Below are 13,755 nucleotides of genomic sequence, written 5' to 3' on the forward strand. Positions count from 1 at the left end.
ATCACATCTCACGTTTCACGAAGCATTCTAAATGATGTGCTTCTCCCCCCGCAGATGAAAATCCCGAACCCCTAAACACAGATCACGGGTAGCCCTGGATGCAATCCGGGGTGAGCGCAGCGAACAGGAAACCGTCAGGGCAAACGCACATTTCAGAGCCCCCCACCTGTTCAATGCAAAGGAACCGCGGGTGCGTGACTGGCTCCGTTGGGTCGAAGTGAAGACCATGTCCATTGAATCCTGCAACGGAAAGCTGAGAGTTGAATTGTTCAACGGGGAAATCTTCGATACGTTATGGGAAGCCAAAGTACTGATCGAATGCTGGAAAAGAGACTACAACTCCATCAGGCCACACAGTTCACCGGGCTACAGAGCCCCGGTGCCGGAAGCGAACAGAACAGCTATTGAAACAACAGAATACGAAGCGGCTGCGTAACAGTCAGGCGTTAAGAGAGCAGGTAGCGTCACAGATGACTATGGTTCAATCCAGTCTGGATCAGTTACTGGTGGACCGTTTCCGATAGGTCCACCTCACAGTGACCGGAAGTTAATCTGAAGGTTGCCGATTCTCCAGAGAGTCGTTTACTCCTGCAATACAAACTCTGACCCACTCTTGAGATATAAACGCGCCCAGTTTGGACTCATGGCGTTTGAAGGTTCGTTGTGGTACGGGATATAGAATTGGCAGCGAACGGTGCCAAAAGAATCTATGAAGAGGTATCTTCCCTTATTTGTCTCTTCGACCAGAATCCAATCGTCTACAGTTTGCGTTTGCCGCCCCTCTGTTTTCGAAGCGAAGAGACCTTTGCCGAAGTACTCTGTGGTCTTATCAGAGAAGTTAAAAAAGGCAATATTACTACCCCCTCCTTGAATGTCCGACCAGTCCCAGGACGTAAAGCTCACATTATTATTGAAAACCGAAATGGTCGACTCGTTCACGATGTTGATATCATGTTGTGCAAGCCACGGCCCCTGTTGGTACCACACAATCGAGCCATCTTGGGGCCGAAACTGAACGATCGCACTCTTATCGCGAAGACTTAAAAACAAATCTCCCTTCCTCCAAAACTTGCCATCACTCTTGACGGGCAACACATTATTCAGATGGTACGGATCCCGGTAGGGACCGTCTGGCATTATCGTCGCCGGCGTCGCCTCCAACAGCGTCTGAAGCAAACCGTTGTTTGAAAACATGTCGCTCAGTGAGTAGAAATGGAGCCTCTTGCCCTCCGCATCAAGGCATAACACTGCGTCCTCACGAAATCGCAAGTCTTTGGCGAGTGAGTGCCTCAAATCAACTGAGCAAGTCCAGATATTGCCGTCGTCGTCCAGTTCAATCGAATGATGAACAAGCTCCTCACTTTTCCAGAGCAGGTCTGATTTCTTGTCAAGCTTGTACATGTACCCCAGTACTCCGCAGTGGAATATCAGGGACAAGTCATCTCCGATAATCGGCGAAAGAATTCGAATCGCGGCGAGATTGTTCGGTAACCGCTTATGTAAGGAGACTGAGATTTCCTGTGCTTCGAAATCGGCCTTCACATCTTGTTTTAACCCCTGTATGTCTTCGAAGATCTTCCGTAGCGGAACGTGCCAGGTATGTGCCACTTCACCGGTCTTGATGTTCTGCAGATAAACGCTACCTTTATCGGTCCCTTCGTAGCGGTAGTAAAGCAGGTAGAGGTGGTTGTTCAGGTATTGAATATCAGAGAGTTCCCCCAGCCTGGCAAGACCAGGTTCTGTATTCATCACGAATTCCTGATGCTCCAGACCGGTCGATTTTACAGAGAACCAGAGTTTCACAGTTTCAGGGACGCTTGCGGCGGCCAGCAAGCCTTTATCCAGGACGTTTCGGTCGTTTGGCTGTTTTTCGACAGCTCTTATACTCAGCCAGACAAGCCCCCAAAGACAAAAGAACAGAGCCAGAAGGCGTCGAAGAACTCTGATTGCCTGGTCGCGATTAAACTTCATGATTGATGGCCACCTTTACCAGCTTGTCATAGAGTTGTCTGGAGTCTGAAAGAACAGTGGATTCATCCTGGTCGGAGCGAGTGCGTCGCCATTCCTTGACTTCAATAGTTTCGAATCGTTTGGCATCAATATCGAGAAACGGGCACAGACTCAACAACGACTCGCATGGATTTGCTAAATATTTCTCATAGCAAAAGAAACAGAAGTCGGGTTCGCCCGCGTAGAGATCGAATGCGTCGCGGTAGAAAACGTGCCAGATACGAAGCCAATTCTCAAGGCAACTCGGGTCAGAGGCTGTAAGCGATTCGTCATCACATTCGCCGAGTATCAGAGTTTTCGAATGGAGTCCGAACTCGTGGTGGACAAGGAGATCCATGTAGTCGAGGGCGAAATCGTCTTCCTTCTGCAATTTGGATAAAATATTGTGCTGCTCAAGTAGTGATTTTGCTTGAGCATACGGTTCTCTAAATGGGATCACGGTCCTCGTGGTCAGCCCGTTCCCTGCATCAAGTCGATGGAGTGACTTGGCACGCAGGAGATGATTGTTGTTCTTCATCAGATAGGTTTTGCCACCTGCAACCATGCTCCGAAACTTCTGATATTCAGCGTGGGTGTCTTCGGCAACGTGATGTTGAATCAAGCGTTCCTCTTGAATAAAGTCGGGCCCGGCGAAGTGTAGCCAAAATGGCTCCTCTAACGCTTCATAGGTGCTGAGGCGATGCAGCATTCCGTCCTTATGTGACCGCTCCCTCTCCTTGTCTGTCTTGCGTGAGATCAGTTTTGGGCCAGTACGAGGCATCAACACAAATGGCATGTTTCGATAGGAAAGGCTCACAAATTCTGGCAACTGACCCAGGTGCTGCATCAACGAGGTAGAGCCAGACCGTGCCAGCCCGGCGATGTAGACGTGTTGCAAAGGCGGAACGAGTTCCTTCCTGTTCATTATGCACTCGAACCGCCATTGGAGTCTCACAAACCCTCTGTTGCCGAGGAAGAGGTAGTGAAGAAATTTGTCCAGGGCAGAGTATTCCCAGCTACCAGATGTTTTCGGAAGAAAGGGCAATAAGATGAGTGGTAGCAAAGTCCCGGCGATGAAAGGCCAGTGCAGCAAGTATTGCGGGAAGGCCGACTCTCTCCAGAGCTCAGGAGAAAAAAAAGATTTTTGGTTTTCCCCTCTGGCCGACTCCAAAGTAATGGCCAATAGAGCGATCGTCGCGCTGACAAGCAGGACGATCAATACAATCCTGAAAAGCACCTGCAAAAAAGAGAGGACCACCGGTTTGTATGCCTGCTTAGCAAGTCTAAACCGTTGATCATCGTCAAACAGGGGATGACCGCTATGGTAGGCGAATTTCGCAATCGAAAGAATCCAACGGTCGACGGAACGACGGATCTTGAGCCCCTTGAGCACAATCAATAGAATCAGGGAGACCACAACGCCGAAAAGGAATTCATAAATCATGAATTCCTTTTCTCCGAGATCCGCTTCAGCAATCGTTTCATCGGGAACCACAGGAATGTGAATAGTGTAATTGCAATGAGTGAGAAAACTCCGATTACCACCAGTAGCGCTCCTGCGCCGAGACCAGGTCCGAGATATGCGAAGATCATTTTCAACAAGTCCTTTGTTTGGTTCCCGCGATGACAAAGAGTCAAAGCTGTGAAAAACGAACGCGATTCTTCGACTTCAATTCAGATGCGAATCAAGTCTTTCACATCCCATTCGACGCCTGCAGGTCTGCCATCGCAGAGTTTATCGAGTCAATCCTAGACAGATACTTAAAATACAATGGCTGAATCGACCTTTAAGGTTGGTAGATTTAGGAGATTTATAATATCTCATGTCAACGATGGGAGTCAAGAAAAGTCAGGGCACTTGCCCTGCTGAGAGTCGCCTTTTTTATGTGAAATAAGATTTCAGGAGCGAAAGCTGATGGCAAAGTCGGTGAACGGATCGTCGCTGGCGGCGTCGTATCCCGTTCAAGTCAGTTTCAATGCGTTCCTGCCATTGAAGAACCCCGACAGTTTGGTTGCATGGTTTATCCCTGCTCTCGAAACTCTTGTTTGATCCGTCTAATCCACGATTCACTGCATTGAACTTGCAATGCAATCTCACGGGTTGTTAAACCGGCTGCATACGCTTTCAAAACTTTGAGACGCCTTCTTTTGAATACATCAGTATGTGAAATCCTCCCTGAATTGAGATTTCACTAATTTACCTGCTCTCGAGCTCGAGCTGCGACCAAGCTTGCTTTAGTTCTTTCTTGTATAAGCCGTCGCTCGAATTGGGAGGGAGCAGAGAAGACGTGAAAGTTTAGTTCTCCTCAAGGTGTTGTAGTATCGATGACTCTATCGCAATCGTCCTCTGCACTTGCATGGGTTCACGTTAGATGGTTACACAATTCGATAAAATGATAGAATTCCAAATACGATACTGGCGAATATCTGAATAAGACATCGGTATGAGAAATACGTGATCTGATCTCTGAGATTGTAGACTGGAATTTCTTCATCTGCCTGACTTGCTCCCAGCAGGGATCAGACTGAAAAGGACGCCAATGTTCTTTGGGTTCTGCTTCATTTTCTCCAGACAGCAAATACGTCAGGTTGGGAAGCCCATTCCCCGACAGCGTTTCCCCGAAAAATACAGGAGCCAGACCGGCCTGGCGCTATACGGGATCAACGAAGATCCTACCGATGGCTTTGGACATCAGTGCCTCCTCGCTCGACAATTCGCGGAAGCTGGTATGCGGTTCATCGAACCGGGCCATGGTAGCTGGGATCAGTACAGCAATATTCAAACTGCACTCGCCAATAACTGTGCCGAATCTGACAAGCCGATCGCTGGACTGTTTGCCGATCTCAAACGTCACGATCTACTCAAAGATACGCTATTCCTCTGGGGATGCGAATTCGGCCGCACACCTTACTATGATTCCAGCCAGTCACAACTCGAATCTTCATGCGGTTTGCGTGCTTTTTTGAGTAGTTGAATCAGACTATTGTGTTCTTTTTTACTCAGATGTCCCAGTTGCCGACGATGCATTTCAACGACAGCCTTTTCCATTTTCTTGAGCAATGCCAGCCCCTGCTTTGTGATGGCAATTTCGACCACACGGCGGTTTTCAGGAAGCCGACTGCGTTTCACAAGTAATCGTTTCTCTAACCGGTCCAGCATCCTGGTGGTATCAGGGCAGCGGGAAATCAACCGACGCCCCAGTTCCATGGTCTGCAGGGTTTTCGGAGAATACATTTGCAGCAGTCGCAGGACATTATACTGCTGCGGGGAGAGTTCGAATTGCAGAAAAAGCGAGTCTTCCAACACCTTCAGGCAATCATATGTACGCCACAAGTGTAAAAAGGACTCCTGTTCCTTTGAGTCGAAATTCATTGGTTGAGAATCGGTAATTTTGTTTGATAATTCCATATTGCCAACTATGTGCGTTTAAACAATACTTGTAAAGACATATATTGTCTTGACATTTATTTAGATATTATATTAAGGTTTATGGCGGTTACTACTGATTCAAACTCTCCTCTGCATCGTGAGTCGAAAATGAATTCTACAAATCACAGTGATGTTATTGTTATCGGAGGCGGACCGGGTGGGACTACTGCCTCTACGCTAATCGCACAGCGGGGTTTTTCCGTTACATTATTGGAACGTGAGCTTACGCCACAATACAGGGTCGGTGAATCATTGATCCCCGAAACTTATTGGACGTTTAAACGACTTAAAATGTTGGATATTTTAAAGTCCAGTCACTTCGTGAAAAAGCATGGTGTTCAGTTTGTGAATTCATCCGGGCAGCTTTCAGCCCCATTTTATTTCCATGAACATAAACCAGGTGAATGTTCCCAGACATGGCAAATTCGTCGAATCGAGTTTGATTCAATGATGATACAAAATGCCAGAGAGCAAGGAGTCGCCGTCAATCAGGGAATACGAGTTCTGGATATTCTTTTTAATGGTGATCGGGCGGTGGGAGTCCTGGTGAAAGATGCTGATGGTAATCGAAAAGAATTATTTGCAGACGTGATCGTTGATGCCAGCGGACAAAGCTCCATGATCATCAACAAGTTTAAATTACGAGAACCGGACCCGTCTCTAAATAAGGGAGCCATCTGGACATACTACGAGGGCGCATTCCGAGATGAAGGAAAGAATGAAGGAGCAACAATTGTACTCAGCTTAAAAAACTCAAATGGATGGTTTTGGTATATTCCATTGCACGATGATATCGTAAGCGTTGGAGTGGTTGCTGACTTCGACTATTTATTCAAAGGGAGGCAGGATCATGAAACAACCTTTCATGAAGAATTACAAAATTGTCCTGTCGTTAAAAAACGAATTGCAACCGGAAAACAGGTAGCGACGATGAGAGCAACGAAAGACTTTACATACCGAACTAAACAGGCAGCAGGAAATGGTTGGGTCTTAGTTGGTGACGCATTAGGGTTCCTTGATCCACTTTATTCTTCAGGAATCCTGTTAGCTCTCAAGTCGGGAGAACTGGCTGCAGATGCGATCATCGATGGTCTCAACAGAAATGACACTTCGGAGAAACAGCTCGGAATATGGGCAAAAGAGTATTTCGAGGGAATGGACCGGATGCGGCGATTGGTCGTTGAATTCTATAATGGTTTTAATTTTGGAGATTTTGTGAGACGTTTCCCACATCATAAAGGCAATATCACAGATTTGCTGATTGGTGATTTATTCAAAGCTGATCTTGATCAAGTGTTTTTAGATATTGATCAAATGAAATCTGAGGAAAAATCAACCGCAAACAAACACTGACAGATAAGGGAGTAATTTCGACTTCCCTCTTGAAGATAATGTGGATGTTGCTGGAAGTTAAAATATGTACGTTATAAAAGATAAACAGGCATGAATGAAACACATCTGCCACGCTCCGGCGACAGGCGTTTTACTCAACGTCTGTTGCCGAACATGATTATTATAGGATCTCTGATTTCTAAGATTCTATTTGAAATCAGAAACCCAGAGATTCAGGTAGTATCGTTCAAATATTGACTGAAATTTAAAGGAACACCTGATGTTAAAAAATGCCCTACAGAGCTATCCCGTTTCCCCTTGGCCCCTCGTTTTGACTCTTCTGATTGGAGTCAACATGGCATCGGCACAACCGGACCAGGCAAAGGTCTTATTCGAAAATGAGCAGCCACTCCCACTCGTGCGAACCAATCGCGCACAATTGACGCTGGCGGGAGCTGAGCGGGCAATTGTTGCGAGTCGCAAACAAGCGGATGCGATGAGTATTCAGGTCAACATTGCTGTCGTCGATGATGGCGGACATCTATTGGCATTCGCACGCATGGATGGGGCCAGACCGGGAAGCGTTTACACGTCGATCACGAAAGCGACATCGGCGGCTACCAAACGAGGGCCGACTGGACCATTGCCAAACGCAGATGCAGTGAATACGCAGTTGAGTCTGGCTGTGGAGAACGCGGCAGCAGTCAGCGGCGGAAAGTTTACGACGCTAAAGGGTGGCCTTCCAATCATTTACGACGGACAAGTCATTGGCGCGATCGGCGTGGGCGGCGCCACTGGAGAACAAGACGCAGAAGTGGCAGCAGTTGGTGTGAAGGAATTGTCAAACGCTTTAGAGAGTGTCGAAAACTCGCAAGCACCGACGGAAGAAAAAGCAATCTTTGGGAAATGGCTGATCGAAGATATTGAAGGTCATGGTGTGATCGACAATGCTCAAACAACAATTCAGATAGCTGAAGATCGTTCTGTAACCGGCAACACTGGAGTGAATCGGTATATGGCTAAGGCGAAGCTTGACGGCCAGAACATTGAAATAGAGCCAGGACCAAGAACAACGCGCGCCGCCGGCCCGCCAGCGCTGATGGATCAGGAATCCAGGTTCCTGACAACGTTACAGAAAGTGAAAAAGTTTCACATCGACGTCAAAGGCTTGCTGTATCTGGTCGATGACAAAGAGAAAATACTTCTGCGCGCATCCAGAATAAAGTAATTTCTCGTGGTTGATGCGAATCGGGCTCTGCAACAGTTTTCCAGCTTGTTAATAAAGCCGAATCCGGTCGGGTTGGAAGACTTGCCCATACAAACAGTAATTCAGAAATCACAATGCGCGTCGGGGAATCCTACCTCAGATAATTCGAAAGCAGTTATTTCATCCGAGGCATCACAGAGGCTTCAATCTATTATGGTGGTAAGAGATTATCAACATATCATTTTACGCGGGTATTGAGAACTTGTGCGAATCTGCCTGAAAAATATGGCAGGACCTGATCTGGTGAAATGCACTGTCTATGCGGAAGTTCCTCCCCACGTGGAATATGGACTGACAGAAGCAGAGGAATCACTCAATCCCCTCTTGGTGGCTCTTAAGAACTGGGAAGAAACCTACACAATTATATTACGGGAAACGCGGGCAGTTAATCCCGGGAATGAAACCTGAGAATATCACTTTGATATATGAGGTTTGTTGCTCTCCTTCGAATTTCTATTAAAACATCGAGAAAGAAATAGGAACCATCCGTCAATTAGAACCATTGCAAAATCCAATTAGTACTGCCTGTCCCTCTCCCGGAACAGAGTCTTTGCCACCGGATTTCCGATTTTCTATCAAAATTTCAGATGTCTGCCAGTTTTTTTGTAACCAACTGCATACTCGCGGTAAGTACCTCTGGAGAGTATTTATGGACCAGACTCAAAACACCGAATTTTTTGTCAAACTCCTGACCGAGCATCAGAACCGACTTTACGGATACATCTATTCATTACTTGGAGATCGCAGCCGGACAGCGGACGTCGTACAGGAAACGAATCTGGTGCTTTGGAGAAAGTTCGCTGAATTCGATCCAGAGCGTCCTTTTCTGCCTTGGGCTTTCTCGATTGCCCGTTTCCAGGTACTGGCGCATCTACGCGATCACAAACGGGATCGCATGCTGTTGAACGAAGAACTGATTCAGACGCTCGCCGAAGAAACAGAAAAAGAAGCCGAACGACTCGGTTCCTTTCAGGCTGCCCTTCGCCAATGTCTGCAACAGCTACCCGAGTCTCACCAAAGCCTGATCGAACAACGTTACTTAAAGTCGCAACCAGTAAACTCGATTGCAGAGACATTAAACCGGTCGGCAGGAACCATCAAAGTTTCGTTATTACGTATTCGCAGACAGCTGGCTGAGTGCGTCGAAAAGCGACTGGTGGAGGGCTCAAATGGTTGATGTCAACGAGATCGACTCACTGTTGCTCGAATGGGAATGTGGTACGCTTGACGACCACGGAATCGAGTGTTTGCGCACCTTGCTCAAAACGAGCTCCGCTGCCCGCACCCGCTTTATCCAGATGCAGTTGTTGACGACGGCCCTGCATCTGGAGGCTGATACTGGAGCTGCAGAAATCGACACAAACATCGCTCCGGTTGGATCTACTGTAATTCCTGCAGCCCAGCCACGTTTCCGACAGAAGCGTGGCTGGAATCAACTGGCTTTATCCCTGCTGCTGATCGTCGTCTGCCTGTTGACAGGTTGGATTTTCTATCGGGAGACAGGCAGTCGGTTAACACGAAAAACACAACCAGTGTCCCCCTCGATGCCGAGCCAGCGTGACCCGGCTGCAGAAGCAACTTCTGAAGGCGTCGCACTGTTGACACGACTGGTCGATGTGCGCTGGTCTGACTCGCAGGCTCCAATCGAAGTGGGACAGGCACTCCCGCGCGGTTCGTTTCAGTTTGATCAGGGACACGCCCAGATTGAGTTTCTCTGTGGTGCCACCCTGATTGTAGAAGGACCGGCGCAGCTTGAGCTGGAATCGCCGACACAGGCGCGTGTTCATCAGGGACGACTCAGGGCTCATGTTCCTCCAGCTGCTCGCGGCTTTACACTGCAGATGGATGACCTGACGGTGGTGGATCTCGGAACTGAATTCGGGCTTTCCGTGACTGACGAGGGCACCGATGTGGAAGTCTTTGACGGCGAAGTCGAACTGCACGATCCTTCTAGCAGAATACAACGCTTAACGACTGGGCAGGCACTGCTCCTGACTGACGGAGGAGAATATCGAGAGAAGAAACCGGAACCGGAGAAATTTCTCGATATCTCTTCTCTGGAAGTCAAAGATCAACAGCTTCAGTCTGCCCGCTATGAAAGGTGGCACGCCTGGTCAAAGTCGCTGCGTAACGATTCGCGACTAATCGCTTATTACTCGTTTGCAGAACCGGGGGACTGGGAACGGCGGCTCGTCTGCAGCAAACTTCCTCTTGAAACGGACCTCGACGGCGCCATTGTTGGAGCACGCGAAGTCCCCGGACGCTGGGATGCCAAACGGGCACTGGAGTTCAAACAGCCTGCAGATCGTGTCCGCGTTCAGATCCCCGGAGAGTACGAGTCACTCACCTTTGCGGCCTGGGTTAAGATCGACAGCCTCGACCGCTGGTACAATTCTCTGTTCCTGACAGACAGCTACGACAAGGGAGAGCCCCATTGGCAGATTCTGGATACCGGTCAGCTTTACTTCTCTATTCGCCCGGTCGATCGTGGAGAAAAAGGACCTACCGATTTCAAAGCCTTGTCCCCCACGTTCTGGAACCCGTCACTGAACGGGAAATGGATTCATCTGGCCGTAACCTGTGATCTCGCGACCAGCACCATTACTCACTATCTGAACGGCACCATCCTGAGCAGACACAAAGTACCGCCGGAACAACTACCTGAAACAACCCGCTTCGGAGCAGCCTCTATCGGGAACTGGTCTTCGCCAACACTCCCCGGTCAGCGTTTCGCGATCCGCAATCTGAATGGTGCGCTGGATGAGTTAATCCTCTTCGCGAGCGCATTATCACCGGAAGAGATTAAGGAGATGTACGAACATGGAAAGCCTTAGGCAATGCCTGCAGATGAATACTGTGAGCCTCAGGGGAATCTCAAAATTCCTGAAGCCTTTGATCTGCCTCTTCGTACTCCTGTCGGCAGCATATTTAACAGCTGGTGAGACTCCCGATGCAGTAGACAAACACTTTACACTCAAGGTCCTGCCCCTGCTGCAGACAAAATGCTTCGGTTGCCATGGAAAAGATCCTCAGGACATTAGTGGTGAATACAACATGTTATCCCGCGCGGGGCTACTCACAGGAGGCGAATCGGGAGAGACATCGCTGATTCCAGGTAAACCTCAGCAGAGCTCGCTGTACCAGGCTGTCCTGTGGGAAGGCCTGGAGATGCCCCCTAAGGAAAATGATCGTCTGACGGCCGTGGAAACGGAACAGATCCGCAAGTGGATCGCAGCCGGAGCCCCGTGGCCCAGTCTCGAGAGACAGAACCAGATTCGTAAAGCAGCAGCGGCTGTTGTCAGTAATGCAGAAGGGCGAATTATCTCTACCAGCGGGGGAACCTCCGCGGAATGGACCAATCGACGCTATCAACCGGAGGACTTATGGGCCTTTGAAAAAGTCAGACCCGTCTCTGAGCTGCTGCCTGCAGAACTCACAGCAAATCAGGCCATTGATTATTTCATTAAACAGAAACTGGCAGAGGCAGATCTTCCCCCTGCAGCGGAAGCGTCACCGCGTCAGCTGATCATCCGCGCTGCTTATGATCTGACCGGCTTGCCCCCTGCTCCTTCTGAAATCGATGACTTTATCGCCGCTTACTCCCAGGATGCAGAGCACGCCTGGGAAGCGCTCATCGACCGCCTGCTGGCAAGTCCGCGTTACGGAGAACATTGGGGGCGTCATTGGCTGGATGTGACCCGCTATGCTGACACGGGGGGAATGTCGAACGACTTTGAACGCTCCAATATGTGGCGTTATCGGGATTACGTCATCCGTGCCTTCAATAATGATAAACCATATCACGACTTCATTATCGAACAACTGGCCGGCGACGAACTGGCAGACAGGTCCGTGGCAACGCGAACCGCTGGAGACCGGAAGACGGTGCATCAAACCCAGCTCTCGGGTAAGTATACGGTTCAGGAAGCTGAGTGGATTATCGCAACCGGGTTTCTACGGCTGGGGCCCTGGGATAATGCGATGGTCGAACCGGAAGAAGCCCGGCAGATGTATCTTGACGATCTTGTGAATAACACCGGACAGACATTCCTGGCACAGACCCTTCGCTGCTGTAAGTGTCACGATCACAAGTTTGATCCGATTCCCACCCGCGATTATTACCGGATTTATGCCGCCTTCTCCACAACACACATGGCGGAGCGTCCCGTCCCTCTGCTCTCCTGCGAAAACCGAGAAGGCTTTGAAAATGGGAAAGCGCATGTGGAGCGTATGCTTCAGTTCGCTGTTCAGGAGAAGAACCGGCTCATCCAAAAACGGGAAAACGCAGCACGTGCCTGGTTCAGGGAGCATGACCTGCCATACAAAAATGAAGCAGAACGACATAGTCTCTCCGACGACGCCAAACCGCCTCGGCACGTTGGCCTGGATCACGTCGAGCAGGGACAGCTCAAGGTGCGCGAACAGGATGAGTGGATCTGGACCCGCCGACTCGAACGGTATCAGCCTATTGCACAGAGTGTCTTTAATGCAGAGCATTATACCATGCCCTGGAACGGTGCTCGTAAGCTGCGTATCAAACGCAAGCCAGTAAAACAGCAGGTCGTCAATCATATTCTGACAGGTGGTACTCTGGATGCTCGCGGCGATGTCGTGCAGCCGGGAGTCCTCAGTGCCGTTTCTATTCCGGCAGGCAGTTCCAGTTCAGACCCCGGTCTGGTGACGGCAGCTACGGAAGGTCGGCGGACGGAACTCGCCCGCTGGATCGCTCACCCCGATAATGGCTTGACGACACGTGCCATTGTGAATCGGATCTGGCAATATCATTTCGGAAGCGGCCTGGCTGCGAATGCGAACAACTTTGGTGCCAAGGGAGCCAAACCGACTCACCCCGAATTGCTGGACTGGCTCGCTGACGATTTTGTAACGAATGGCTGGCGCATCAAACGCCTCCATCGCCTGATCATGCTGTCCGATGCCTATCGGCGGAGCTCCATCCCGGCTGATTCACAGCAACTGACACAGGCAGACCCGAATAATCGACTCCTCTCCTGCTTTCCGCGCCGGCGTCTGAGTGCAGAAGAACTGCGAGACGGAATCCTGAAAATCACTGGCGAACTGGTGCACTCAGCGGGAGGTGTCCCCGTCATGCCAGAAATCAACATGGAAGTCGCGCTGCAACCGCGGATGATTCAGTTCTCACTGGCACCCGCGTATCAGCCATCACCCACACCGGCAGAACGAAATCGACGCACAATTTACTCCTACCACGTTCGTGGCCAGGCCGATCCGTTTACGGAACTGTTCAATCAACCGAATCCCAACGAGTCCTGCGAACTGCGTGAATCAGCGGCGGTCACTCCCCAGGTATTTACCCTGCTCAACAGTGACCAGATGATTGATCGTTCCATCGCATTCGCCCTGAGGCTGCAGCTGGAACGCCCGACTCTGACCGAACAGATTAACCGGGCCTTTCGCCTGACACTGGGTCGATCTGCTTCGAAGCAGGAACTGAGTCGACTCCAGCAGTATGTCACAGACATGAGGGAATATCATGCGGATGTGGTTCCTGAACCAAACCGTTACCCCCAGACAATTACACGATCGCTGGTCGAAGAGTTTTCGGGTCAGCCTTTCGAATATCAGGAAATCCTGCCTGTCTTCACCCACTACCAGTCAGACAAAAAACCGGCAGATGTTTCCACAGAGACACGGGCGCTGGCAGATCTCTGCCTGTTATTGTTCAATTCTAACGAGTTCATGTACGTAGAATAGAATT

General features: G+C 49.6%; 12 protein-coding genes and 1 pseudogene. 8 read left to right on the top strand and 5 right to left on the bottom strand.

The genetic code is table 11. The features are described 5' to 3' along the window. The first annotated feature begins 190 nt into the window (after positions 1 to 190). Positions 191 to 436, top strand: a complete 246-nt coding sequence (locus Pan161_RS07035; protein WP_390620732.1) for an integrase core domain-containing protein — start codon at positions 191 to 193, stop codon at positions 434 to 436. Positions 437 to 582: 146 nt separating this feature from the next. Here the strand turns inward: Pan161_RS07035 and Pan161_RS07040 are convergent, their stop codons facing one another. The 4 genes and pseudogenes from Pan161_RS07040 to Pan161_RS31275 all read right to left on the bottom strand — a co-directional run. Next, entirely contained in the window at positions 583 to 1,971 is a 1,389-nt protein-coding gene (locus tag Pan161_RS07040; protein ID WP_145225381.1) for an arylsulfotransferase family protein, read from the bottom strand. Continuing rightward, the gene (locus tag Pan161_RS07045; RefSeq protein ID WP_232103647.1) at positions 1,961 to 3,433 is read right to left on the bottom strand and encodes a hypothetical protein; all 1,473 of its coding nucleotides are present in this window, start codon (positions 3,431 to 3,433) and stop codon (positions 1,961 to 1,963) included. The genes Pan161_RS07040 and Pan161_RS07045 overlap by 11 nt, the downstream gene beginning before the upstream one ends. Positions 3,434 to 4,010: 577 nt before the next feature. Beyond that, complete coding sequence (locus Pan161_RS31340; RefSeq protein WP_145232532.1) at positions 4,011 to 4,160, bottom strand: helix-turn-helix domain-containing protein; 150 nt, start codon at positions 4,158 to 4,160, stop codon at positions 4,011 to 4,013. 21 nt (positions 4,161 to 4,181) lie between these two features. Beyond that, a pseudogene (locus Pan161_RS31275) lies at positions 4,182 to 4,325 on the bottom strand (recombinase family protein); the annotation flags it as partial. A gap of 204 nt (positions 4,326 to 4,529) precedes the next feature. Between Pan161_RS31275 and Pan161_RS30450 the strand changes: the two are divergent. Continuing rightward, a complete protein-coding gene (locus Pan161_RS30450; RefSeq protein WP_197995741.1) occupies positions 4,530 to 4,964 on the top strand; it encodes a DUF1501 domain-containing protein in 435 nt (144 codons plus the stop codon). Here Pan161_RS30450 and Pan161_RS07065 read toward each other — a convergent pair. Then, positions 4,901 to 5,398 (bottom strand): MarR family winged helix-turn-helix transcriptional regulator, encoded by a 498-nt coding sequence (locus Pan161_RS07065; RefSeq protein WP_145225385.1) that lies wholly within the window; start codon positions 5,396 to 5,398, stop codon positions 4,901 to 4,903. The genes Pan161_RS30450 and Pan161_RS07065 overlap by 64 nt on opposite strands. Positions 5,399 to 5,527: 129 nt before the next feature. Here Pan161_RS07065 and Pan161_RS07070 point away from each other — a divergent pair, with 129 nt between their 5' ends. The 6 genes from Pan161_RS07070 (at position 5,528) to Pan161_RS07095 (ending at position 13,751) form a co-directional block, all read left to right on the top strand. Continuing rightward, on the top strand, positions 5,528 to 6,772 hold the full coding sequence (locus Pan161_RS07070; protein WP_145225388.1) for an NAD(P)/FAD-dependent oxidoreductase: 1,245 nt from the start codon (positions 5,528 to 5,530) through the stop codon (positions 6,770 to 6,772). 259 nt (positions 6,773 to 7,031) lie between these two features. Further along, positions 7,032 to 7,979, top strand: a complete 948-nt coding sequence (locus Pan161_RS30455; RefSeq protein WP_197995742.1) for a heme-binding protein — start codon at positions 7,032 to 7,034, stop codon at positions 7,977 to 7,979. Positions 7,980 to 8,222: 243 nt separating this feature from the next. Beyond that, positions 8,223 to 8,426 carry a winged helix-turn-helix transcriptional regulator gene (locus tag Pan161_RS07080; protein WP_232103649.1) on the top strand — a complete coding sequence of 68 codons (204 nt, stop codon included), beginning with the start codon at positions 8,223 to 8,225 and terminating at the stop codon, positions 8,424 to 8,426. A 241-nt stretch (positions 8,427 to 8,667) separates the two neighbouring features. Then, positions 8,668 to 9,195 (top strand): sigma-70 family RNA polymerase sigma factor, encoded by a 528-nt coding sequence (locus Pan161_RS07085; protein WP_145225390.1) that lies wholly within the window; start codon positions 8,668 to 8,670, stop codon positions 9,193 to 9,195. Next, positions 9,188 to 10,852 carry a LamG-like jellyroll fold domain-containing protein gene (locus Pan161_RS07090; protein ID WP_145225392.1) on the top strand — a complete coding sequence of 555 codons (1,665 nt, stop codon included), beginning with the start codon at positions 9,188 to 9,190 and terminating at the stop codon, positions 10,850 to 10,852. The genes Pan161_RS07085 and Pan161_RS07090 overlap by 8 nt, the downstream gene beginning before the upstream one ends. Further along, positions 10,839 to 13,751 (top strand): PSD1 and planctomycete cytochrome C domain-containing protein, encoded by a 2,913-nt coding sequence (locus Pan161_RS07095; RefSeq protein WP_232103650.1) that lies wholly within the window; start codon positions 10,839 to 10,841, stop codon positions 13,749 to 13,751. Before Pan161_RS07090 ends, Pan161_RS07095 begins: the two co-directional genes overlap by 14 nt. Positions 13,752 to 13,755 lie beyond the last annotated feature (4 nt).

Origin of the sequence: Gimesia algae, from assembly GCF_007746795.1 — a bacterium.
GTDB classification, from domain to species: Bacteria; Planctomycetota; Planctomycetia; order Planctomycetales; family Planctomycetaceae; genus Gimesia; species Gimesia algae.

Coding starts and splice junctions, on each gene's coding strand:
- Pan161_RS07040 (WP_145225381.1), bottom strand. CDS start 1,971: ATGAAGTTTAATCGCGACCAGGCAATCAGAGTTCTTCGACGCCTTCTG.
- Pan161_RS07045 (WP_232103647.1), bottom strand. CDS start 3,433: ATGATTTATGAATTCCTTTTCGGCGTTGTGGTCTCCCTGATTCTATTG.
- Pan161_RS30450 (WP_197995741.1), top strand. CDS start 4,530: ATGTTCTTTGGGTTCTGCTTCATTTTCTCCAGACAGCAAATACGTCAG.
- Pan161_RS07065 (WP_145225385.1), bottom strand. CDS start 5,398: ATGGAATTATCAAACAAAATTACCGATTCTCAACCAATGAATTTCGAC.
- Pan161_RS07070 (WP_145225388.1), top strand. CDS start 5,528: ATGAATTCTACAAATCACAGTGATGTTATTGTTATCGGAGGCGGACCG.
- Pan161_RS30455 (WP_197995742.1), top strand. CDS start 7,032: ATGTTAAAAAATGCCCTACAGAGCTATCCCGTTTCCCCTTGGCCCCTC.
- Pan161_RS07085 (WP_145225390.1), top strand. CDS start 8,668: ATGGACCAGACTCAAAACACCGAATTTTTTGTCAAACTCCTGACCGAG.
- Pan161_RS07090 (WP_145225392.1), top strand. CDS start 9,188: ATGGTTGATGTCAACGAGATCGACTCACTGTTGCTCGAATGGGAATGT.
- Pan161_RS07095 (WP_232103650.1), top strand. CDS start 10,839: ATGGAAAGCCTTAGGCAATGCCTGCAGATGAATACTGTGAGCCTCAGG.